Source organism: Mesorhizobium sp. B2-4-15 (assembly GCF_006658505.1).
In the GTDB taxonomy this organism is placed as follows: domain Bacteria; phylum Pseudomonadota; class Alphaproteobacteria; order Rhizobiales; family Rhizobiaceae; genus Mesorhizobium.
In genome coordinates this window covers 197,275-218,315 of record NZ_VFUZ01000007.1, presented here as the reverse complement: position 1 = coordinate 218,315, position 21,041 = coordinate 197,275, and the positions used below count along the sequence as shown (strand labels likewise).

21 protein-coding genes and 1 tRNA gene are annotated in these 21,041 nt (G+C 62.4%); 16 read left to right on the top strand and 6 right to left on the bottom strand.

Annotation, left to right across the window (positions count from 1 at the left end; genetic code table 11):
• Positions 1–35 precede the first annotated feature (35 nt).
• From serS to FJ930_RS11355, 4 genes are all read left to right on the top strand, one after another.
• Positions 36–1,340 carry a serine--tRNA ligase gene (serS, locus tag FJ930_RS11370; protein ID WP_141837608.1) on the top strand — a complete coding sequence of 435 codons (1,305 nt, stop codon included), beginning with the start codon at positions 36–38 and terminating at the stop codon, positions 1,338–1,340.
• Positions 1,340–2,098, top strand: coding sequence for a 5'/3'-nucleotidase SurE (surE, locus tag FJ930_RS11365; protein WP_127281111.1), 759 nt, complete (start codon positions 1,340–1,342; stop codon positions 2,096–2,098). Before serS ends, surE begins: the two co-directional genes overlap by 1 nt.
• On the top strand, positions 2,095–2,748 hold the full coding sequence (locus tag FJ930_RS11360) for a protein-L-isoaspartate(D-aspartate) O-methyltransferase (protein WP_140741081.1): 654 nt from the start codon (positions 2,095–2,097) through the stop codon (positions 2,746–2,748). Before surE ends, FJ930_RS11360 begins: the two co-directional genes overlap by 4 nt.
• A gap of 175 nt (positions 2,749–2,923) precedes the next feature.
• Positions 2,924–4,450, top strand: a complete 1,527-nt coding sequence (locus FJ930_RS11355) for a peptidoglycan DD-metalloendopeptidase family protein (RefSeq protein ID WP_140741083.1) — start codon at positions 2,924–2,926, stop codon at positions 4,448–4,450.
• 158 nt (positions 4,451–4,608) lie between these two features.
• Here the strand turns inward: FJ930_RS11355 and FJ930_RS11350 are convergent, their stop codons facing one another.
• Positions 4,609–5,484: an ATP-binding protein gene (locus FJ930_RS11350; protein WP_140741085.1), complete on the bottom strand. Its 876-nt coding sequence runs from the start codon at positions 5,482–5,484 to the stop codon at positions 4,609–4,611.
• Positions 5,485–5,779: 295 nt separating this feature from the next.
• On the opposite strand from FJ930_RS11350, the gene yajC reads away from it, so the two are divergent.
• The 6 genes from yajC to FJ930_RS11320 all read left to right on the top strand — a co-directional run bounded on the left by yajC (position 5,780) and on the right by FJ930_RS11320 (position 11,457).
• Positions 5,780–6,121, top strand: coding sequence for a preprotein translocase subunit YajC (gene yajC, locus FJ930_RS11345; protein ID WP_027043763.1), 342 nt, complete (start codon positions 5,780–5,782; stop codon positions 6,119–6,121).
• Positions 6,122–6,172: 51 nt separating this feature from the next.
• Positions 6,173–8,722, top strand: a complete 2,550-nt coding sequence (gene secDF, locus FJ930_RS11340) for a protein translocase subunit SecDF (RefSeq protein WP_140741087.1) — start codon at positions 6,173–6,175, stop codon at positions 8,720–8,722.
• 25 nt (positions 8,723–8,747) lie between these two features.
• Positions 8,748–9,143 carry an Mth938-like domain-containing protein gene (locus tag FJ930_RS11335; RefSeq protein ID WP_181763345.1) on the top strand — a complete coding sequence of 132 codons (396 nt, stop codon included), beginning with the start codon at positions 8,748–8,750 and terminating at the stop codon, positions 9,141–9,143.
• A gap of 1 nt (position 9,144) precedes the next feature.
• Positions 9,145–9,993, top strand: coding sequence for a phytoene/squalene synthase family protein (locus tag FJ930_RS11330; RefSeq protein WP_181763344.1), 849 nt, complete (start codon positions 9,145–9,147; stop codon positions 9,991–9,993).
• Positions 9,994–10,072: 79 nt separating this feature from the next.
• On the top strand, positions 10,073–10,507 hold the full coding sequence (locus FJ930_RS11325) for a hypothetical protein (RefSeq protein WP_141837604.1): 435 nt from the start codon (positions 10,073–10,075) through the stop codon (positions 10,505–10,507).
• Positions 10,507–11,457, top strand: coding sequence for a sterol desaturase family protein (locus FJ930_RS11320; protein WP_181763343.1), 951 nt, complete (start codon positions 10,507–10,509; stop codon positions 11,455–11,457). Before FJ930_RS11325 ends, FJ930_RS11320 begins: the two co-directional genes overlap by 1 nt.
• Positions 11,458–11,462: 5 nt before the next feature.
• Here the strand turns inward: FJ930_RS11320 and trmFO are convergent, their stop codons facing one another.
• The 3 genes from trmFO to FJ930_RS11305 form a co-directional block, all read right to left on the bottom strand.
• Complete coding sequence (gene trmFO, locus FJ930_RS11315; RefSeq protein WP_141837599.1) at positions 11,463–12,881, bottom strand: methylenetetrahydrofolate--tRNA-(uracil(54)-C(5))-methyltransferase (FADH(2)-oxidizing) TrmFO; 1,419 nt, start codon at positions 12,879–12,881, stop codon at positions 11,463–11,465.
• A 566-nt stretch (positions 12,882–13,447) separates the two neighbouring features.
• Positions 13,448–13,588 (bottom strand): DUF1127 domain-containing protein, encoded by a 141-nt coding sequence (locus FJ930_RS11310; protein ID WP_141837682.1) that lies wholly within the window; start codon positions 13,586–13,588, stop codon positions 13,448–13,450.
• Between the two features lie 48 nt (positions 13,589–13,636).
• The gene (locus FJ930_RS11305; protein WP_013531315.1) at positions 13,637–13,777 is read right to left on the bottom strand and encodes a DUF1127 domain-containing protein; all 141 of its coding nucleotides are present in this window, start codon (positions 13,775–13,777) and stop codon (positions 13,637–13,639) included.
• 235 nt (positions 13,778–14,012) lie between these two features.
• Between FJ930_RS11305 and FJ930_RS11300 the strand changes: the two genes are divergently transcribed.
• Positions 14,013–15,131 (top strand): DUF2157 domain-containing protein, encoded by a 1,119-nt coding sequence (locus FJ930_RS11300; RefSeq protein WP_141837597.1) that lies wholly within the window; start codon positions 14,013–14,015, stop codon positions 15,129–15,131.
• Entirely contained in the window at positions 15,128–15,712 is a 585-nt protein-coding gene (locus FJ930_RS11295) for a GDYXXLXY domain-containing protein (protein ID WP_141837595.1), read from the top strand. The genes FJ930_RS11300 and FJ930_RS11295 overlap by 4 nt, the downstream gene beginning before the upstream one ends.
• A 24-nt stretch (positions 15,713–15,736) precedes the next feature.
• Here FJ930_RS11295 and FJ930_RS11290 read toward each other — a convergent pair whose 3' ends face one another.
• Both FJ930_RS11290 and FJ930_RS11285 read right to left on the bottom strand, forming a co-directional pair.
• On the bottom strand, positions 15,737–16,441 hold the full coding sequence (locus FJ930_RS11290; protein WP_141837593.1) for a class I SAM-dependent methyltransferase: 705 nt from the start codon (positions 16,439–16,441) through the stop codon (positions 15,737–15,739).
• A gap of 150 nt (positions 16,442–16,591) precedes the next feature.
• Positions 16,592–16,676 (bottom strand) — tRNA-Leu (locus tag FJ930_RS11285).
• 342 nt (positions 16,677–17,018) lie between these two features.
• On the opposite strand from FJ930_RS11285, the gene tig reads away from it, so the two are divergent.
• From tig to FJ930_RS11265, 4 genes are all read left to right on the top strand, one after another.
• Complete coding sequence (gene tig, locus FJ930_RS11280; protein WP_141837591.1) at positions 17,019–18,500, top strand: trigger factor; 1,482 nt, start codon at positions 17,019–17,021, stop codon at positions 18,498–18,500.
• 163 nt (positions 18,501–18,663) lie between these two features.
• Positions 18,664–19,188 (top strand): hypothetical protein, encoded by a 525-nt coding sequence (locus tag FJ930_RS11275; protein ID WP_141837589.1) that lies wholly within the window; start codon positions 18,664–18,666, stop codon positions 19,186–19,188.
• A 155-nt stretch (positions 19,189–19,343) separates the two neighbouring features.
• Positions 19,344–19,724 carry a cytochrome c family protein gene (locus FJ930_RS11270; protein WP_140741107.1) on the top strand — a complete coding sequence of 127 codons (381 nt, stop codon included), beginning with the start codon at positions 19,344–19,346 and terminating at the stop codon, positions 19,722–19,724.
• 150 nt (positions 19,725–19,874) lie between these two features.
• A complete protein-coding gene (locus FJ930_RS11265; protein ID WP_141837587.1) occupies positions 19,875–20,810 on the top strand; it encodes a heme o synthase in 936 nt (311 codons plus the stop codon).
• Positions 20,811–21,041 lie beyond the last annotated feature (231 nt).

Genomic DNA, 21,041 nt, shown 5'->3' with positions numbered 1-21,041 from the left:
TTTTGGGCGACATGCTACCTGAGGACGGATAAACCATGCTTGACATCAAATGGATTCGCGACAACCCGAAAGCCCTTGTCGAGGCGCTCACCAAGCGCTCGTGGCCGGCGGGCGAGGCGCAATCCACTGTCGATGGGTTGATCGCCAGGGACGAGGCGCGGCGCGAACATGTGACCGAGCTGCAGATCAAGCAGGAGCGCCGCAACGCCGCCTCGAAGGAGATCGGCAACGCCATGCGTTCGGGCGATGCCGCCCTTGCCGAAAAACTGAAAGCGGAAGTCGGCGAGATCAAGACCTTCATCCAGAACGGCGAGGCGCGCGAGCGTGAGCTCGACAAGGCGCTCAATGATGCGCTGGCGGTGCTGCCCAATGTGCCGCTTGATGATGTGCCTGTCGGCAAGGACGAGCACGACAATGTCGTCAGGCATGTCGTCGGCAAGATACCGGCGCGACCGAACTGGGTGAAGGAGCATTTCGAGATCGGCGAAGCGCTCGGCATGATGGATTTCGAGCGGGCGGCCAGGCTTTCAGGCTCGCGCTTCACCGTGCTCAAGAGCGGCCTGGCGCGGATGGAACGGGCGATCGGCCAGTTCATGCTCGACCTGCATACGACCGAGCACGGCTATGAGGAAGTGATCCCGCCGCTGATGGTGCGCGACGAGGTGCTTTTCGGCACCAACCAATTGCCGAAATTCGAGGAGGATCTGTTCTTCACGCCGCACGGAGAGAGCAGGCTTGGCCTCATCCCCACCGCCGAGGTGCCGCTCACCAACCTTGTGCGCGAGGAAATCACCGCGCATGAAAAGCTGCCGCTGCGCTACACCGCGCTGACGCCGTGCTTCCGGTCTGAAGCGGGCTCGGCCGGGCGCGACACGCGCGGCATGCTGCGCCAGCACCAGTTCTACAAGGTCGAGCTTGTATCGATCACCGACCAGGAATCGTCGCTGGCCGAGCATGAACGGATGACGCAATGCGCCGAGGAAGTGCTGAAGCGGCTGGAACTGCCGTTCCGCACCATGGTCCTGTGCACCGGCGACATGGGTTTTGGCGCGCGCAAGACCTATGACATCGAGGTCTGGCTGCCCGGCCAGAATGCGTACCGCGAAATTTCGTCCTGCTCGGTCTGCGGCGATTTCCAGGCGCGCCGCATGGACGCCCGCTACAAGGACAAGGAAGGCAAGGGCAACCGCTTCGTCCATACGCTCAACGGTTCGGGCACAGCTGTCGGCCGCGCTCTCATAGCTGTCATCGAGAACTACCAGAATGAAGATGGCAGCGTAACCATTCCTGAAGTGCTGCGGCCTTACATGGGTGGCCTGGAAAAGATCGAATCGAAATAATGCGCATTCTCCTGACCAACGACGACGGCATTCATGCCGAGGGGCTGGCATCGCTCGAGCGCGTCGCCCGTACGCTGTCCGACGATGTCTGGGTGGTGGCGCCGGAGCAGGACCAGTCCGGTTATGCGCATTCGCTGTCGATCTCGGAGCCGCTGCGGTTGCGCAAGATCGGCGAAAAGCACTTTGCCGTACGGGGCACGCCGACCGATTGCGTCATCATGGGCGTGAAGAAGATCCTGCCCGGTGCACCCGACCTGATCCTGTCCGGCATCAATTCGGGCGCCAACATCGCCGACGACGTCACTTATTCGGGGACCGTCGCCGGCGCCATGGAAGGCGCGCTGCTCGGCATCAGGTCGATCGCTCTCAGCCAGGGCTACAGCTATGTCGGCGAGGACCGCGTTGTTCCTTACGAGACCACCGAGGCGCTGGCGCCGGCGCTGCTGAAGAAGCTCGTCGCGACGCCGCTGCCCGACGGCGTGCTGCTCAATGTCAATTTTCCAAACTGCCTTCCCGAGGAAGTCGCCGGCACCGTGGTCACCACGCAGGGCAAGCTGGTGCACAGCCTCTGGGTCGACGAACGCCGCGACGGGCGCGGCCTGCCTTACTATTGGCTGCGCTTCGGCCGTGAGCCGGTAGAGGGCAAGCAGGGCACCGACCTTTTTGCCCTGCGCAACCGTCTGGTGTCCGTGACGCCGTTGCAGCTCGACCTCACCGCGCATGAGATTCGTGACCAGCTGAGCAAGGCGCTTGCATGAACCATGGCATCGACGATCGCGAAGGCTTCGCCGCTTTCCTGCTGCGCCTGCGCGGCAGGGGGACCGTGCCGAAGGCGCTGATCGCGGCTTTCGAGGCGACACCACGGCGCGGTTTCCTGGCGCCCCACTTCCACCAGATCGCCTGGTCAGACCGAATGTTGCCGATCGAATGCGGCGAGGCGATCGAAGGCGCCGACATGCAGGCGGCGGTGATCGCGGCACTAGCCATCGAGCCCAGCAATCGTGTGCTCGAGATCGGCACCGGCTCGGGCTACACCGCTGCGGTGATGTCGCGGCTTGCCGCGCGCATCATTACCATAGATCGCTACAAGACCCTGACCGAACAGGCAAAACAGCGCTTCGAGGCGCTCGGCATCAGCAACGCCATTGCGCGCCAGGCCGACGGTTCCGCCGGTTTGCCCGCTGAAGGACCGTTCGATCGCATCGTCGCCTGGGCGGCTTTCGACAGCCTGCCGCGCTTTCTGCTCGACCAATTGTCGAGCGGCGGCATTGTCATCGCACCGATCGGCCCGGAGGAGGGCGAGCAGGTGCTGGCCAAGCTGACCAAGGTCGGCAGCCGTTTCGAGCGCGAGGATATCGGCCTTGTGCGCCTGCAGCCGATCCTGCGCAGCCTGGCAGCGGTGATGTAGCTTTTCGTCAGGCGCCGCCCGCCATCCGGGTGGGTTCAGCCTGCCGAAGTGCACGACCGGCCATCCTCAAATATTTTAAGAAAATTTATCTCGGATTCCATGGGGTTAACTGACCAGTAACATTAACGCGCTTTAATCCTGACCAGTTGGTGCAGAGTTTGTGCGGGTTAGTGCGATGCAACTCAATGTTTTGAAGGCAAACAGTCGCAATCTGGCGCGGGGCTGCGCTGTTCTCATGATTGCGGGCGCGGCGGCCGGATGCAGTTCCCAGGCTTCGCGGTTCAACAGTGTCGACGACGTTTTCACTTCCTCGACCAACAATCAGCGCGCGATCATCAACAAGCAGGATGCCGTACAGCCCTATCCGGGCGACGTCTCGGCAGCCCCGCTCGACGGCAGCCACACGCAATCGGTCGCCCGCTCCAGCCTTGAACCGGTTTCGAGCCGGCCGTTGCCGCCGCCGGTTTCAGCCCAGGCCGCTCCGGCGCTCGCGCCCGCCGCCAATCCGGTGCGTGTCGCATCGGCGCCGGCCCTGTCTCGGCCCGCTCCCCATGTCGACAGGACGACAACCGGCACCGTCGCGCCGGCCGCAAAGCCGTTCAAGAATGCCCAGCCCGACGAGCCGAAGATGGCCCAGGCCGGCACGCCGCACGCGACCGAGATCGTCGTCCGGGACGGCGAAACCATTTCCGGCCTGGCGGCGCACTACAAGGTGCCGGCCGAGGTCATCATGAAGGTGAATGGCCTGAGCCCGACCAAGGGGCTGAAGACCGGTCAGAAGATCGTCATCCCGGCCTATGCCTATTCGAGCAAGGCTGAATCGAAGGTCGCCGATGCAAAGCCGGCCAAGGACGGCAAGCACGACCTGCCGGCCACCGCGCCGGACAAGGTCGCCGTTCTGCCGCAGCAGCCGAAGCTCAAGGAGGGCAAGTCCGCGGCTCAGGTCGATGCGTCGGCCGCCACAAGCCAGCCCAAGGAGCCCAAGCCAGCGCAGGTGGCCAAGGCTGGCGGCGCCGCCGGCACCTATACGGTCCAGTCCGGCGACACGATGTCCTCGATTGCCAGGAAGACCGGCGTTGGCGTCGTTGCCCTGAAGCAGGCCAACGGCATGAAGGATGGCTTGCTCAAGATCGGCCAGACCCTGAAAGTGCCGGCCGGTGGAACCGCGACAGTCGCCAGCGCAAAGCCGGCCAAGGTCGACCCGGTGACCACGGCCACCACGCAGCCCGCCGCAAAGGCCACACCCTCGGAAACGCTGGCATCCTACACGCCGCCGAAGAAGGATGCGAAGGTCATCCAGCAGGCCGAGGACGACGAGGCGGTGGCGCCGGATGCCACGGGCATCGGCAAGATGCGCTGGCCGGTGCGCGGCCGGGTGATCTCCGGCTTCGGATCCGGCAGGGACGGCGTCGACATCGCCGTGCCCACGGGAACGCCGATCAAAGCGGCCGAGAACGGCGTCGTCATCTATGCCGGCGATGGACTCAAGGAATTCGGCAATACGGTCCTGGTGCGCCACGAGAACGGTCTGGTCACCGTCTACGGCCATGCCAGCTCGATCGAGGTGCAGCGCGGCCAGAAGGTCAAGCGCGGCCAGGAAATCGCACTCTCGGGCATGAGCGGCACGACGGACGCGCCGAAGCTGCACTTCGAGGTGCGCAAGAACTCGGCGCCGGTCGATCCCTCGACTTATCTCGAATAGAATAAAAAAAGCGATTTGCGGGCCGTCTGACCTCCAGTCCGGCCCGCCGGCTCAGCCCGTTCCGCAAGGAGCGGGCTCTTTCAGTTGGTTTCTTGGTTTAAGTCTTTGTTTCCGTGCATGTCGTGGTCGCGAGACCGAGCCCGCCTGGGCGACATGGATCAATCCTTCAATGGCTTGCCGAGCCGGCCCGCCAGGTCCTGGATGAACTGCCAGGCGACACGGCCCGAGCGGCTGCCGCGCGTCGTTGCCCATTCCAGTGCCTCGGCGCGAAGCTGCTCGGGGTCGATGTCGAGGCCATGATGGCTGGCATAGCCGTTGATCATATCGAGATATTCGTCCTGCGAGCATTTGTGGAAGCCGAGCCAAAGGCCGAAACGATCGGACAGCGAGACCTTCTCCTCGACCGCTTCGGACGGGTTGATGGCGGTCGAGCGCTCATTGTCGATCATGTCGCGCGGCAGCAGGTGGCGGCGGTTCGAGGTGGCGTAGAAGATGATATTGGCCGGGCGGCCCTCGACGCCGCCTTCGAGCGCCGCCTTCAATGACTTGTAGGACGTGTCGTCGTGGTCGAAGGACAGGTCGTCGCAAAACAGGATGAAGCGGAAGGGAGCGGCTTTCAGCAAACCCATCAACTTCGGCAGCGTGTCGATGTCCTCGCGGTGGATTTCGATCAGCTTCAGCGGCAGGTCGGACTTGGCCTTGGCGTTGATCTCGGCATGCACGGCCTTGACCAGCGACGATTTGCCCATGCCGCGAGCGCCCCACAACAGCACGTTGTTGGCAGCAAAGCCGGCGGCGAAGCGTTCGGTGTTGTCGACAAGGATGTCGCGGACGCGATCGACACCACGGATCAGGCCGATGTCGACGCGGTTGACCTTGCGCACCGGCTCCAGATAGCCGGGATCGGCCTGCCAGACGAAACAATCGGCCTCGCCAAGGCCGGTTTCAGGCACTGGCGGTGGGGCGAGGCGGCCGACAGCCTCGATCAGGCGGTCAAGTTTCTCGTTGAGGGCGTCGATGGTGCTGTCGGTCATTTCGGGTCTTCTTGGTTCGTCTCTTTGGGGCGGGCAGGTGGGACCCGTTCGATTCCGTCGGGTTCGAAACCGGCTCCAACCTTTTGTTCGAGCGTGATGTTTTCCGAAAACCGGCTCGCGCTTTTCGCGATCCTGCTCTAACACGGCCAAACAGGCCGGAAAAGCAGCCGATTTGCCCGGCCGCGCAGTTGCATTGACAACTTTACCGACTATATTCCGGCCAAATTTCGCGGGGCCGCCAAATTTTCACTGCATTCGGTTTGGCGGCCGTTTTTCAAAATTCAGGAGTACCTTGATGTTCGTGACACCGGCATACGCCCAAGGCATTGGCGGCGCCTCTCCCGATATGCTCATCAGCATTTTGCCGTTTGTCCTGATTTTCGTAATCATGTATTTTCTGATCATCCGCCCGCAGCGCACGCAGCTGAAGAAGCGCGGCGAGATGCTGGCGGCGGTCCGTCGCGGCGACACGGTCGTCACCGGCGGCGGTTTCGTCGGCAAGGTGACGAAGGTGATCGACGACAATGAACTCGAGATCGACCTTGGCGGTGGCACCAAGGTGACGGCGCTGCGCTCGACGATTGCCGACGTGCGCGTCAAGGGCGAGCCGGTAGCCAACCAGAACGCCAAGAAATAATCCAATTCCAGGCGGAGTGATCCGCGGGTACGCTCGGACGGACGACGCCATATGCTCTATTTTTCGCGCTTCAAGATGATCCTGATCTGGCTGGCCGTGGCCGCCACAGTGGTCCTCGCCGCGCCCAATCTCATCCCCGCAAGCACATTGGCCCAGCTTCCCAGCTGGGTGCCGAAGCGGCAGATGACACTTGGCCTCGACCTGCAGGGCGGCTCGCACATCCTGCTCGAGATGAATCAGAACGACCTGATCAAGGATCGGCTCGAGACGGCGCGCGATGAAATCCGCACGCTGCTGCGCGATGCCAAGATCGGCTACACCGGCCTTGGTGGAACGGGGCGGACCCTGCAGGTCCGCATCACGGACCCGGCCCAACTCGATGCCGCCAAGAAGGCATTGAAGTCGCTGACCGATCCGGTTGCCGCTGGCCTGTTTTCCGGCGGTTCCATCCAGGAAATGTCGCTGGATGATTCCGAGCCCGGCCTGCTGAAGTTCACCGTCACCGACGCCGGCATCAAATATCGCACGTCGACCGCATTGGCGCAGTCGATCGAGGTGGTCGGACGTCGCGTCAACGAACTTGGCACGACCGAGCCAATCGTGCAGCGGCAAGGCGAGGATCGCATCCTTGTGCAGGTGCCTGGCCTGCAGGATCCGCAGCGGCTGAAGGAAATCCTCGGCCAGACCGCGAAGTTGACCTTCCAGATGGTCGACCAGTCGATGCCGGTGCAGGACGCGCTCAAGGGGCGCCCGCCGGCCGGCGATTCGGTGCTCTATTCGCAGGACGATCCGCCAGTTCCCTACCTGATAGAGAACCGCGTCATCGTATCGGGTGAAAACCTCGTCGACGCGCAGGCGACTTACAATTCGCAGAACAACGAGCCGGTGGTGTCGTTCCGCTTTGATTCGAAGGGTGCTGCCCGGTTCGGCCAGGCCACCGCGCAGAATGTGGGCAAGCTGTTCGCCATCATCCTTGACAACCAGGTGATTTCGGCGCCGCAGATCCGCGAACCGATCCTTGGCGGAACCGGCCAGATCTCCGGCAATTTCACCGCCCAGAGCGCCAATGACCTGGCCGTGCTTCTGCGCGCCGGTGCGTTGCCGGCGACGTTGACGGTCATCGAAGAACGCACCGTGGGTCCGGGCCTCGGCCAGGATTCGATTCATGCCGGCAAGATCGCGGGCGTCATCGGTTCGATCCTCGTCGTTGCCTTCATGTTCGTCGCCTACGGGTTCCTCGGCTTTCTCGCCAACATCGCGTTGGCGGTGCACGTGGCGATGATTGTCGGGCTGCTGTCGCTGCTCGGCGCGACGCTGACCTTGCCCGGTATCGCCGGTATCGTGCTCACCATCGGCATGGCGGTCGATTCCAACGTGCTGATCTACGAACGTATCCGAGAGGAGCGACGCAACGGGCGCTCGGTGATCCAGGCGATCGATACCGGGTTCTCCAAGGCGCTGGCGACGATCGTCGATTCCAACGTCACATCGCTCATCGCAACGGTGGTGCTGTTCTATCTCGGCACCGGGCCCGTCAAGGGCTTTGCCATCACCTATGCCATCGGCATCCTGACCACGGTGTTCACCGCGTTCACCTTCACCCGAATGCTGGTGTCGATCTGGCTGCGCCGCGCCCGGCCGAAGGAACTGCCTCGGGCGCCGGTGACCTTCATTCCGCCCGGCACGAAGATCCCTTTCATGGGCATCCGACGGTGGACGTTCGCATTGTCGAGTGCGCTGTCGATCCTGTCGGTCGTGCTGTTCTTTACCGTCGACATCAATTACGGCATCGACTTCAAGGGCGGCTCGCTGATCGAGGTGCAGTCCAAGAGCGGTGACGCCAATCTCGGCGATATCCGCAGCAGACTGTCGGAGCTCAACATCGGCGAAGTGCAGGTGCAGCAGTTCGGCGCTCCCAACGACGTCCTGATCCGCGTCGGCACCCAGGGCGGCGGCGAAAACGCCGAGCAGACGGTGATCGACAAGGTTCGCGGCGAGCTGCAAGACAACTACGACTTCCGTCGCGTCGAGGTCGTCGGGCCGACCGTATCGGGCGAACTCGCAAAGCAAGGCACGATCGCGATGCTGGTCGCGCTGGTCGGCATCCTGGTCTATGTCTGGTTCCGGTTCGAATGGCAGTTCGCGGTCGGCGCTATCGTCGCGACCGTACACGACGTGGTCATGACGATCGGCTTCTTCGTCATCTCCGGGCTGGAGTTCAATCAATCATCACTGGCGGCGATCCTGACCATCATCGGCTATTCGTTGAACGACACGATCGTGGTCTACGACCGCGTTCGAGAAGATCTGCGAAAATACAAGAAGATGCCGTTGCCGCAGCTATTGAACAACGCCATCAACGAGACGCTGTCGAGAACGACGTTGACCTCTGTGACGACCAGCTTGGCGCTGCTCGCGCTGGTGCTGTTCGGCGGCGAGGTGATCCGCTCGTTCACCTTGGCGATGCTGTTCGGCGTTGTCTTCGGCACCTATTCGTCGATCTTCATTGCCGCACCGCTGCTGATCCTGTTCAAGCTGCGGCCGCAGGCTTCGGCCGACGAGGAGAAGCCGGTCAGCGGCGGCAAGGCGGTCGCGACCTGACGCGCGGCCCCGAAGGGGTGACAGAATGGTGACCGGCAAAGGCATCGTCATCCGCGAGGCGCATTTCCCCGGCCGCGCGCCGATCGAAGCCTACGGCAATGGCGGGTTTCGCTTTGCCGACATGTCGCATCGCGGCTCGCTGCTGTGCCTGCCATCCGGCATCCACGGCTGGGAGCCGGCGGACCCCCTGGCGCTGACGATGGCGGATTTCCACAAGCTTCTGGCTGAAGCGGACAAGATCGAGATCCTGCTGATCGGCATGGGCAGGGATCTCCGGCCATTGCCGGCGCCGCTGCGCGCTACGCTGAAAGAGGCAGGTATCGCGTCCGATGCGATGTCGACGGGGGCAGCGGTGCGGACCTACAATGTGCTTCTGGCCGAGGACCGCGCCGTGGCCGCCGCGCTCATCGCCGTCGACTGACATGCCGCAAAACACTGAGATCGTCATGAGCGCGGTGCGCGCCGCCGACCGCGACCGCTATCTCAGCGCGCTCTATGCGCCTGCCGACAAGCGCGACGCGCTGGTTTCGCTTTATGCCTTCAATGCCGAGATTGCGGGCATACGCGACCGCATCCACGAGCCGTTGCCCGGTGAGGTGCGGCTGCAATGGTGGCGCGATGTCATAGCCGCCGGCGCCGAGGCTGGCGCCGGTCACCCCGTCGCCGAAGCCTTGAACGCTACCATTGCCGCGTTCAACCTACCGAAACTGGCCTTCGAGAACATGCTCGAAGCCCGCATATTCGACCTCTACGACGATCCGATGCCGTCGCGCACCGACCTCGAAGGCTATTGCGGCGAGACGGCCGCGGCGCTGATCCAGCTTGCGGCGATGGTGCTTGATCCCGACGAGGCGCCCCGGTTTGCCGAACTGGCGGGCAGGGCAGGCTGCGCGCAAGCAATGACCGGCCTGCTGCTTCTGTTGCCGCTGCACCGCAAGCGCGGGCAGTGTTTCATCCCGGTCGACATCCTGGCGGCGGCGGGATCGTCGCCTGAGGAATTTGTTGCCGGCGATGGCGGGCCAGGTGCACAGCGCGCCGTGACGGCGATGAGAGCGCTGGCGCGCGAACACCTTTCCGCCTTCGAACAGGGCGCCGCGGCGCTGCCGGTGTCGTTGCGCCCGGCCTTTCTGCCCCTGGTCCTGTCGCGTGCCTATCTCGACAAGATGGAGGGTTCGCGCCATTCATCGCTTGATGGCGTCGTGCGGCTGTCCGCCTTGCGCCGGCATTGGTTGCTGTTGCGGCGCGCGAGCAGGGGCTGGCCGGCACTTTGACGTAAACGTCAACCGTGTTAAGGAGTCGGCCCAGCCGAGAACTGTCGCCGAAGACAGCAGGCCGGCCCGGAGGAAATCCATGAGTTTGCCTGTGCTGGTCGCGATCGTCGTCCTGGGCATTGCGCTGTCGGTTGCCGCCGTGCATTTCACCGGCGGCAGCAAGACGGCAACGCTATCCGGCGCGGATCAGGCACTGAGCCGCTTCGCGGAGGATTTTCCCGACGAGGCGGCCGCGAGCGTCCGGCTCACGGCTGACGCCAAGACCGCATTTCTGGACCTTGGGCGAGGACGCATAGGCATCGTCCACGGCATCGGTGACTGCTTTTTGACGCGGGTTGTCACGCCTCTGGATGTGAAAATGTCGCGCGTCGACGAGGCGAATACAGTTCTGCTCCGGCTGGCGGATTTCACCTGGAAGGGCGGGCGCTTCCGTTTTGCCAGCGCCGCCGATGCTCAGGCCCTGCTGAATACCCTTGGGCCGCAGCACCTACATTCCGTCTGGGAGGCCGCGTGATGGAGAGTTACGATTTTCCGCAGGTCACCCAACTGGCCATTCCGTTCTTCGTCGCCGCGATCCTGATCGAGCTCTGGCTCGTGCGCACCGGTCGCGCCAGCGGCTCGTTCGAGACGCGCGACACGCTGACCAGCCTGATGATGGGCACCGGCAATGTCGTCGCCGGGTTGCTGCTCGGGGTCGTCTCCTACTGGGCGCTGCTGTGGCTGTGGCAATTCCGCGTCTTTAATCTCGGCCTGTCTGTCTGGGTATTCCTGGCAGCCTTCCTGCTCGATGATCTGCGCTACTACGTCTATCACCGCATTGCGCACCGGGTCCGCTGGGTGTGGGCCGAGCATGTCAACCATCACTCGAGCCAACACTACAATCTGTCGACGGCGCTGAGACAAAGCTGGACCGGCCTGTTCACCTTCATGTTCGTGTTGCAGGCGCCGCTGGTGCTGCTCGGTTTCCATCCGGCGGTGATTGCCTTCACCTTCGGCTTCAACCTTGTCTGGCAGTTCTGGATCCATACCGAAACGATCGGCAAGATGTGGGGCTGGTTCGAATTCGTCTTCAACACACCGTCACACCACCGCGTCCACCACGCCACCAACCCGCGCTATCTCGACGCCAACTATGCCGGCACGCTGATCATCTGGGACCGCATGTTCGGCACCTTTGTCGAGGAGATGGAAGAGGACCGGCCGCGCTACGGCATCGTCAAGAACATCGGCACCTTCAACCCGCTGAAGGTGGCTTTTCACGAGTGGATCGGCATGTTCAAGGATGCGCTTTCGCCCGGGCTGACGCCGCGCGACCGCCTCAACTATCTGATCAAGCCGCCGGGCTGGAGTCATGACGGCTCGCGCGACACCTCGGAGAGCCTGAAGGCCGCTTATATCAGGCGCAATCCGGGTGAGGCGGGCAAGCCGGGACTGCCGTCGGCAAGTGTGGAGCCGGCCGAATAGGGATATTACTCCGCGGCTTCGGCGGCTTCCGTTTGCGCCGGTAACCCCAGCCATTCCCTGCAATCGGCCAGCGCGCGCGAGGTTATCGCGTGGCGCTTGGCGACGGTCTTGTCTTTCCCGCGCATCCGCTTGCCTTCGGTTTTGGGCGCCTCGACCGGCGGGAACAGACCGAAATTGACGTTCATCGGCTGAAACGAACGCTTTCCCGGTTCGTCGTCGGAAACGATATGGCCGCCGGTGATGTGGTTGAGCAGGGCGCCGAAGGCCGTGGTAAGCGGTGGCAGGGACGGTGTTTGGCCGAGCCGCTCGGCGGCGGCGAAGCGGCCGGCCAGCAGGCCGATGGCGGCACTTTCGACATAGCCTTCGCAGCCGGTAATCTGGCCGGCGAAGCGCAGGCCGGGCCGCGACTTCAGCTGCAGCGAGCCGTCGAGCAAGGTCGGCGAATTGATGTAGGTGTTGCGGTGCAGGCCACCCAGGCGTGCGAAATCGGCGTTTTCGAGGCCCGGAATGGTGCGGAAGATGCGCACCTGTTCGGCGTGCTTCAGCTTGGTCTGGAATCCGACCATGTTGTAGAGCGTGGCCAGCGCATTGTCCTGCCGGAGCTGGACGACCGCATAGGCCTTGACCGTCGGATTGTGCTGGTTGGTCAGGCCCATCGGCTTCATCGGCCCGTAGCGCAGCGTCTCAACGCCGCGTTCGGCCATGATCTCGATCGGCAGGCAGCCGTCGAAATAGGGCGTGCCTTCCCATTGCTTGAATTCGGTCTTCTGGCCGTCGACCAGTGCCTGCACGAAGGCGAGGTATTGGTCCTTGTCCATTGGGCAATTGATGTAGTCCTTGCCGGTGCCGCCTGGCCCGACCTTGTCGTAGCGCGACTGGAACCAGCAGGTCTCCATGTCGATCGTGTCGAAGTGGATGATCGGCGCGATGGCATCGAAGAAGGCGAGCGCATCGGCCCCGGTCGCTTCCGCGATCGACTGCGCCAGGGATGGCGCGGTCAGCGGCCCGGTGGCGATAATCGCCTGGTCCCAGTCCGCTGGCGGCAGGCCAGGCACTTCCTCGCGCTGGATGGTGATCAGCGGGTGCGCCTCGAGCTTTTTCGTCACGGCATCGGAGAACCCGTCGCGGTCGACGGCCAATGCGCCGCCGGCCGGCACTTGATTGGCGTCGCCGGCGCTCATGATCAGGGAGCCGGCCAGTCGCATTTCAGCGTGCAGCAGACCGACGGCGTTGTTCTCGGCGTCATCGGAGCGGAAGGAATTGGAACAGACGAGCTCGGCCAGCCCGTCCGTCTTGTGCGCATCAGTGCCGCGAACAGGGCGCATTTCGTGCAGCACAACGGGAACGCCGGCCTGCGCCGCCTGCCAGGCGGCTTCGGAGCCGGCGAGACCGCCGCCGATGACATGGATGGGATTTTTGCTCATGAGCGCCGGAATAATCGCTTGATGCCGCGATTGCAATTGCCGTGCGCAGGGTAGTGAAAGGTCAAGGGAGAAACCAACCCAGAAAAAACAACACCCGCCGGGGGAGGAGGTCCGGCGGGTGTCGTTTTGGGGGTCGACCCTCGGGAGGAGGTGAAGGCCGACCGTATTCGTCATCGCCGGGGAGGAGGTCGGCTTTGACGAAATCTCTTTCGCCTTTTGAAAAGGGGCGAAACCTCTGGAGCAAAATTCGTTTTGCTCCGGGGAAACAACGCCCGCCGCGGGAGGAGGTGCGGCGGGCGCCGTTTGGGTGGCCAACCCTCGGGAGGAGGTGAAGGTTGGGCCTATTCGTCATCGCCGGGGAGGAGGTCGGCTTTGACGAAATCTCTTTCGCCTTTTGGAAAGGGGCGAAACCTCTGGAGCAAAATTCGTGCTCCGGGGAAACAACGCCCGCCGCGGGAGGAGGTGCGGCGGGCGCCGTTTTGGTGGTCAACCCTCGGGAGGAGGATAAGGGCTGACCGTATTCGTCGAGGTCGGGGAGGAGGTCGACCTGGGCGAAATTTCGTCGGTTAGATCGCCTTGCGGGCGATGATCTTGATTTCGTCGCGGACGATACCGAGATCACGCAGCTGGCGGTTCGAAAGGCGACCCAGCTCGGTAACCGTCTCGCGATAAACGCGCCAGTTACGGTAGTTGCGGATCAGGTTCATTGTCATGCTCTTCTCAAAACTGGTTCGGACCATTCGCGGTCCGAAGGATTAGACCGCCTTGCGAGCGACGTAAGGGATATCGCTGCGGCTGATGCCGAGGTCGGTCAGTTCGCGGTTGCTCAGGCGGCTCAGCTCGGAAACGGTGTCCCGGTAGCGGCGCCAGTTGCGGTAGTTGCGGATCAGGTTCATGGTAGTTCTCGTTTCGTCTTTCTTGCGGATCATTCCGTTTGTGTACGAACCATAAATAGGCGGGCTCACATCGATTTAAAAGCGCTATGGCTGCATGGCAGCAATGCAAATTGTGCAATGCAACATTAACGCGCCTTCACGGACCTGACACAAAGAAGCCAAGAATCAGAAAGTGCCGTGACGTCAACGGTTTGGCAGCTTCGGCTGAAAAACCGGCCAAGCAGTGGGGGAGGATATGGCGGGCTATACGACACGGGTCAGGTCGGACATCGCACGATGGCAGCAGGCCGGCCTGATCGATGCCTCGACGGCCGATATTTTGGCGCGCGACGTCGAGGCCAACACGCGCAATTCGCTCAGCTTCGGCTCGATCGTGGCGATGATGGCGGCCTTGCTGTTCGGCGCGGCCATCCTGATTTTCGTTGCCGCCAACTGGGACGCGATCCCGCGACTGGCGCGGGTGGCAGCGCTCTTTGCCGTCATTCTTGGCGGCTATGTCGGCGGCGCGGTGCTGAAGACGCGCGACCATGCGGCGGCCGGCGAAGCCTTGTGGATCGTGGCGGCAGCCGCGTTCGGGGGCTCGATCGTCCTGATCGGGCAGATGTATCACTTGTCCGGCAACGAGGCTTCCGCGCTGATCACCTGGGGCACCGGCACGGCACTGGCGGCGGTCGCCTTGCGGTCAAACCCGCTGACCGTCGCCGCGGTCGCTATCGCCGACGCCTGGCTGTTCCTGAAGGAGTTCGACTATATCAATCGCAGCGCGTTTCCGCATGCCTTCGTTGCAATGGCGGCCGTGCTGTTCGCAGTCTCGTTCTGGACCCGCAGCCAGGCCGCGCGCCACCTGATCCTCCTATCGTTGCTCTTCTATCTCGTGCTGCTGGCCATGGACCACGCGACGCTGCCGGTGGCGATCCCCCTGGTCATTGTGTCTGTGGTGCTGTTCGCCACCGCCGTCTTTGCGCCGGAACCGGTCGACAGGATCGTGCGGCTCGGCGGTCGCTTACCCCTGCACGCGCTGCTCGGCTTTCTCACTGGGCTGGCCATCATCCAGTTCGAACTGGCCGATGAAAGCACCTACAACAGCGGTTTCGCCGTCGCCTCGGTCGTGGCGCTCGCCGGCATCGTCGCGGCTATCGTGCTGGCGGGGCGTGAGAGCCGTGGCCTGCGCTGGCTTGCCTATCTCGGCTTCGCCTTCGAACTCGCCATCATCTATGTCGTGACCCTGCAATCGATGCTCGACACCGCCGGTTTCTTCCTCGCGGCCGCCGTGCTGCTAGGCATCCTCGCACTCGTTGTCCTCCGCATCGAAAAGCGCATGAAGGCCCCGGTGGCCAGGGGAGCCGTGGCATGATGACCGGAAGGAGACTTGTCATCTTGGCGCTGGTGCTGGCGCTTGTCCAGATTGGCTTCCTGAGCTGGATCATCGGTGGCCGGGCGGCGATCCTGCGCAACGGCAAGGAAGTGCTCTTGAAGATCGAGCCAGTCGACCCGCGCGACCTGCTGCGCGGCGACTACATCGTCCTCGGCTACGATATTTCGCGCATACCGTTGAAAATGATCGCCAACATTCCGCCCGACAAAATCTCCAGCGACGACACGACGATCGTGGTGCGCCTGAAGAAGGGCGTCGACGGCTACTGGACGCCGACCACCGCCTGGTTCGGCAAGGCGCCGACCCCGGCCGCTGCCGACGAGGCGGACATATCGGGTCGTGTCGCCGAAGGCTGGGATCTGCGGAGCGAGGGAGCGACGATCGCGCCCGACTACGGCATCGAACGGTTCTATCTGCCGGAAGGCGAGGGACTGGCGATCCAGAACGACATGCGGGTGCGGCCGTTCGGGATACGCCTTGCGCTAGCCGCTGGCGGCAGCGCACAGATCAAGGCGCTGGTGGACGGCGACAAGACGCTGTTCGAGGAGCCGCTTTATTGATCCCCCTATCGTCCATGGTGTGATTTAGAGAAGCTTTCTGCGAAGCAGTCGAAAGTCGACAAGACGCAGGAGTCTGATTTTGTCGGCCATGAACTTGTCGAATGCGGCGTCGAAATCGTTACCAATCGCCCGCCATTCGTCTCGCAACCTGCGAGCGCGTCGGGCGCGCAGCCAGTTCTTTATCTTCGCAGCGGTTCCCTTGGGCTTCAGGATGACGCCACAGCCGTAGTCGGCATGGACAGTGAAATAGTCGAGATCCGGATTGCCCAGCACGAAATCAATGAACGCCTTGTAGGTCACGCCGCACCACTCACCGTGGAAAAAGGAGGGACTGGCTGCAGCCCGGTCCGGAGGCAGGCAGTCATGCACCACAACGGCGCCCCCGGGCGAGACCATGCGGAAGGCTTCCCTGATGTCGCGCGCCGAGCACTCGTATGTGTGATGCGGATCGACGAACACAATGTCGAATGTCTGCCCTTTCAGACGCGCGTCATCGAGACATGCCGCGATATTCTCATCCGCTGAGGTGAAATCGACAGGGAGGCCATCGAGCGGCGGTTCGATCGCCCGATAGACCAGGCGCATGCAGGGCTGAAACCCCAATTGCGATGCTTCCTTATATCGGAAGCCTGTCGTGCTCGTGTTGATCTCAAGGTAGCTCGTGAGCCCAAAGCGCACCGAGAGCAGCCCACAGATGTGCGCCTTGTTCCAGTATTCAAGCATCATCATTGTCCCGCCATTCCCGGCAACGAGTTGATCTCATCGTCGGCGATCCCTCAAGTGATCAATAGGCGGTGGACTCTGACCGACGCATGGCCAAGTCAACGAAGATCGAACTGGAGCCGGGAAGTGGCGGAGCGAAGCGGCCGCGCCGCTGCTTGGTGCGGATGAAGGGACTCGAACCCCCACGCCTTTCGGCACTGGAACCTAAATCCAGGGCGTCTACCAGTTCCGCCACATCCGCATGGTCCGGCAATCCCACGTAGCCATCATTCTGTCAATGTCGGAGCTGAAATGTTGGTTATTCGCCTAAACGCGAAGATGGTTGAAAATTAGGCTCGCCTGTGACAAAAGGCGTGTCGAATGTGACGGGACGCGACGATCCGCTTCTGCAGAATGTGATAAGAAGTAGGAAAAACAAGAACTTATTCACATCTTGGAACGCAGTTTGGAAGAGTTTGAGCCGTAATTTCGGTCAAATCGCCAGGTTCCGTACCAAAAGCCATTTCCGGCAAGACTATACCGGCAGGCTGTGAACGGCAGGGAGCCGTTTGGCAGCCTCATTGGTGAAAACAAAGGTTTTACGATGCAGGTCACCGAAACACTCAACTCCGGTCTCAAGCGCGAGATCAAGATCACCGTGCCGGCCGGTGACATGGAAGCCAAGCTGATGGCGCGGCTCACCGACGCCAGGAACAAGGTCCGCATCAACGGCTTCCGTCCGGGCAAGGTGCCGGTGCAGCACCTGCGCAAGGTCTACGGCAAGTCGTTCATGGCCGAAGTGGTCAACGAGATCCTCAACGATTCGACCCGTTCCATCATCACCGGGCGCGGCGAAAAGGCCGCCATGCAGCCCGAGGTCATCATGACCGAGGATGAGAAGGAAGCCGAGAAGATCCTGGCCGGCGGCGCCGATTTCGAGTTCCGCCTCAACTACGAGGTCATCCCGGCCATCGAGATCAAGGATTTCTCCGACATCAAGGTGACGCGTCAGGTATTCGACGTGCCGGATTCCGAAATCGACGAGCAGGTCAAGCGCGTCGCCGAATCGGCGCGCAGCTACGAGCCGAAGACCGGTAAGGCCGCCGAAGGCGACCGCGTCTCGATCGACTATGTCGGCAAGATCGACGGCGAGGCCTTTGCCGGCGGCGCCGGCACCGACCAGCCACTGGTGCTGGGTTCCAAGGAATTCATTCCAGGCTTCGAGGACCAGCTCATCGGCACCAAGGCCGGCGACGAAAAGCAGGTCACCGTGACCTTCCCGGAAAACTACCAGGCTGCGCATCTGGCCGGCAAGGAAGCCACCTTCGACGTCACCGTCAAGGAAGTGTCGAAGCCCGGCGAACTGGAAATCAACGACGAGACCGCCAAGAACCTTGGCTTGGAATCGCTCGAGCGCCTGCGTGACATCGTGCGCGGCCAGATCGAGAACCAGTTCGGCTCGATGACGCGCCAGAAGGTCAAGCGCCAGCTGCTCGACCAGCTCGATGCGGCCTACTCGTTCGAGGCACCGTCGAAGCTCGTCGAGGCCGAGTTCAACAACATCTGGGCGCAGGTCAACCGCGACCTGGAAGCCGCCGGCCGCACTTTCGCCGACGAAGAGACGACCGAAGAAGAAGCCCGCGCCGAATACATGCGCCTTGCCGAGCGCCGCGTGCGCCTCGGCCTGGTGCTGGCCGAGATCGGCGAAAAGGCCGGGGTCACCGTTTCGGATGAGGAGTTGCAGCGCGGCCTGTTCGAGCAGGTTCGCCGCTTCCCGGCCAACCAGCAGCAGGAAGCCTTCGAATTCTACCGCAGCAACCCCGAAGCGCTGAACGCGCTGCGGGCACCTATGTTCGAGGAGAAGGTGGTCGACCACCTGCTCGGGCAGATTTCGGTCACCGACGTCAAGGTCAGCAAGGAAGAGCTGATGGCCGACGACGAGGAAGCGGAAACCGCGACCAAGGCCAAGCCGGCGAAGAAGGCCGCGGCCAAGAAGACTGAAGCCAAGGCGAGCGAGGCCGGCGACGAGGCAGAGCCAAAGAAAAAGGCCGCGCCGAAGAAGAAGGCCGCCAAGGACGCCGAATAAGCTCCGCACCCGATGGAATCGATCAAGGCCGCCCCTGAGGCGGCCTTTTTCGTTGCGGAACTGCAACAGCTTATTTGCTTTGCGGGAAGCGGCCCTTGGCGATACCAAGCGTTGATCATTATCTGCGCTTCTGCTGCAAACCGTGTGGTTCCTGGAGGGGGCGTTGAGCCTATTCTTCGAAACGGGGCGTGCTGTCGCCTTGTCGCTTGTTCTGGCCTTCGCCTGTGATGTCGCCGACGCCGACGCGATTGGCGGCAGCTGGCGCTTTGCCACGGGTGACGATGGGCTTGCCACGGCTTCACTCCATGCCACCAACAAACTGATCACCGGGGGTGGCGCCTTGAGCTACAGCCCGGTCCTGACCATTGCCTGCCGGGCAGCCGGCGAACCGCGCTGGACCGAATGGCTGCAATTGAACGACGCGGTTTCGGCCGGCAGCAAGATCACAATGTCGGTTACCGTTGATGGTGGCGGCAAGTTCAACGAGAGCTGGTCGGTCGGGTCGCGAGGCCGATTGCTGATGCGCGACGGCGCCGACGGCATCAAGCGTCTTGTTCCCGCAAGCCGGCTGTTGCTCTCCTGGCGGTTCGGGTTGCTGTCGGGGCGCGGCCAGGCGGATTTCGACCTTGCGGGGCTCGATGAGGCGGTCGCGCAGATTGCCGGGAGCTGCAACACCGACCCGCCTTGAGCGCGCCCGGGTTCTAAACCTCAGCGATGCTTGGCTTTTTCTACCCGCCGCCTGGATTCCATGGTACATTGGTATCGCAATTCCACTGGGGAGGGCGGATATTCGGCCCAGACGCGATCGTCCAAGACACAAATGACGATCAGAGAGGAAATGCCATGCGCACTATAGCGTTTTTCGCTGCGGTGTCCGTTACGATCTTCGTCGCGCATCCGTCCCAGGCACAGGATGCCGCGGCTGGTGAGAAGGTCTTCACCAAATGCCAAGTCTGCCACATCGTAAATGAAGACAAGAACAAGATCGGGCCATCGCTGCACGGGGTCATCGGCCGCACCGCCGGGACGCATCCGGACTTTAAATATTCTGATGCCATGATTGCGGCCGGCAAATCCGGAGTCAAATGGGACGAACCAACACTCACGACCTACCTTCACGACCCAAAGGCTATGGTCAAAGGGACCAAGATGGCGTTTCCAGGCCTCAAGAACGATGCGGACGTGGCCAATGTCATTGCTTATCTGAAAACGTTTTCCAAGTGACCTGGCTTCTCCGCCATCCGTCCTTGCTCTACCGCGATTTTATCCGAACCGAAGGACAGCGTAAGCAAAAGCAGGGTACCAGTTCTCGCTTGCGCGGGCGTTCAGTTCGGGATCATGGCCCAGCTTGCCCGCTTCGATCGGTGGTCTGAGATGTCGACTGGGGAAAGCCGCCTCGACGATACCGTCATCCGCCCCTCGGAAGCGACGGCGGGTGATTTCTTCGCGCTTATGAAGCCGCGGGTCATGGCGCTTGCCGTATTCACCGCTTTCGTCGGTCTGATGGTGGCGCCTGGCGGGATGAATCCGGCCATTGCCCTGATTGCAATCGGCGCGATTGCGATCGGAGCGGGAGCGGCGGGGGCCCTCAACATGTGGTACGACGCGGACATCGACGCGTTGATGTCGCGCACATCAAGGCGGCCGGTTCCGTCGGGCCGCGTCACGCCGGGCGAAGCTCTCGGCTTCGGCCTTGTGCTTTCCGGGCTTTCGGTCATGACGCTCGGCGTACTGGTGGGCTGGCTTGCAGCATCGCTGCTTGCCTTCACCATCTTCTTCTACGTCGTCATCTACACGATGTGGCTGAAGCGCTCGACGCCGCAGAACATCGTCATCGGCGGCGCGGCTGGCGCCCTTCCTCCGATGATTGGATGGGCCGCCGCAGCTGGCGCCATCGGCATTGAAAGCCTCATCCTGTTTCTGATCATCTTTCTGTGGACGCCGCCGCATTTCTGGGCGCTGGCGCTGTTCAAGGTTGGCGACTACGCCGCTGCCGGCATTCCGATGATGCCGAATGTGGCAGGCCCTGCTTCAACGCGAAGGCAGATCCTTGCCTATGCGCTGCTTTTGGCGCCGGTCGGCGTGCTGCCTTGGCTCTTCGGATTCGCCAGCGGCTACTACGGAATTGCCTCGGCCGCATTGGGTGCCGCTTTCATCTGGCACGCCTGGAAGGTTCTGGCCGCTCCCGAAAAGGAACTGAAACCGGCCAAGGCGCTGTTTGCCTATTCAATCTTCTATCTTTTCGTGATCTTCGCCGCGCTGCTTGCCGACACCATTGTCACGCGCACTTTGATCTCAGCCGGAGTTTGAGCGCGGATCGCCGTTCGTGAACCGCTCTCCGGCGGCCGGTCGGCACGTGCCGTGCTAAAGGCGTCTTTGCGTCCATGGTCGTCACTTTCGACCAGCGCATGATCCTGAAAATCGGGATCGATTTTTGCTTCGCCGACCTCTGGTTGGGAAAGGATCATGCGCCAATCCAACGGGTACAGCGTCTTTGCGTGCCCCAAAAAGGGTGCGCGGCGCCGCACAAGCATATCGAAG

Bases quoted from the DNA above. Each gene is read 5' to 3' on its own strand.
- FJ930_RS11355 (WP_140741083.1), top strand. From the start codon at position 2,924: ATGCAACTCAATGTTTTGAAGGCAAACAGTCGCAATCTGGCGCGGGGC.
- FJ930_RS11320 (WP_181763343.1), top strand. From the start codon at position 10,507: ATGGAGAGTTACGATTTTCCGCAGGTCACCCAACTGGCCATTCCGTTC.
- FJ930_RS11335 (WP_181763345.1), top strand. From the start codon at position 8,748: ATGGTGACCGGCAAAGGCATCGTCATCCGCGAGGCGCATTTCCCCGGC.
- FJ930_RS11295 (WP_141837595.1), top strand. From the start codon at position 15,128: ATGATGACCGGAAGGAGACTTGTCATCTTGGCGCTGGTGCTGGCGCTT.
- trmFO (WP_141837599.1), bottom strand. From the start codon at position 12,881: ATGAGCAAAAATCCCATCCATGTCATCGGCGGCGGTCTCGCCGGCTCC.
- serS (WP_141837608.1), top strand. From the start codon at position 36: ATGCTTGACATCAAATGGATTCGCGACAACCCGAAAGCCCTTGTCGAG.
- FJ930_RS11300 (WP_141837597.1), top strand. From the start codon at position 14,013: ATGGCGGGCTATACGACACGGGTCAGGTCGGACATCGCACGATGGCAG.
- surE (WP_127281111.1), top strand. From the start codon at position 1,340: ATGCGCATTCTCCTGACCAACGACGACGGCATTCATGCCGAGGGGCTG.
- FJ930_RS11360 (WP_140741081.1), top strand. From the start codon at position 2,095: ATGAACCATGGCATCGACGATCGCGAAGGCTTCGCCGCTTTCCTGCTG.
- FJ930_RS11305 (WP_013531315.1), bottom strand. From the start codon at position 13,777: ATGAACCTGATCCGCAACTACCGCAACTGGCGCCGCTACCGGGACACC.
- FJ930_RS11270 (WP_140741107.1), top strand. From the start codon at position 19,344: ATGCGCACTATAGCGTTTTTCGCTGCGGTGTCCGTTACGATCTTCGTC.
- FJ930_RS11350 (WP_140741085.1), bottom strand. From the start codon at position 5,484: ATGACCGACAGCACCATCGACGCCCTCAACGAGAAACTTGACCGCCTG.
- FJ930_RS11290 (WP_141837593.1), bottom strand. From the start codon at position 16,441: ATGATGATGCTTGAATACTGGAACAAGGCGCACATCTGTGGGCTGCTC.
- FJ930_RS11310 (WP_141837682.1), bottom strand. From the start codon at position 13,588: ATGAACCTGATCCGCAACTACCGTAACTGGCGCGTTTATCGCGAGACG.
- FJ930_RS11330 (WP_181763344.1), top strand. From the start codon at position 9,145: ATGCCGCAAAACACTGAGATCGTCATGAGCGCGGTGCGCGCCGCCGAC.
- tig (WP_141837591.1), top strand. From the start codon at position 17,019: ATGCAGGTCACCGAAACACTCAACTCCGGTCTCAAGCGCGAGATCAAG.
- FJ930_RS11325 (WP_141837604.1), top strand. From the start codon at position 10,073: ATGAGTTTGCCTGTGCTGGTCGCGATCGTCGTCCTGGGCATTGCGCTG.
- secDF (WP_140741087.1), top strand. From the start codon at position 6,173: ATGCTCTATTTTTCGCGCTTCAAGATGATCCTGATCTGGCTGGCCGTG.
- yajC (WP_027043763.1), top strand. From the start codon at position 5,780: ATGTTCGTGACACCGGCATACGCCCAAGGCATTGGCGGCGCCTCTCCC.
- FJ930_RS11265 (WP_141837587.1), top strand. From the start codon at position 19,875: ATGTCGACTGGGGAAAGCCGCCTCGACGATACCGTCATCCGCCCCTCG.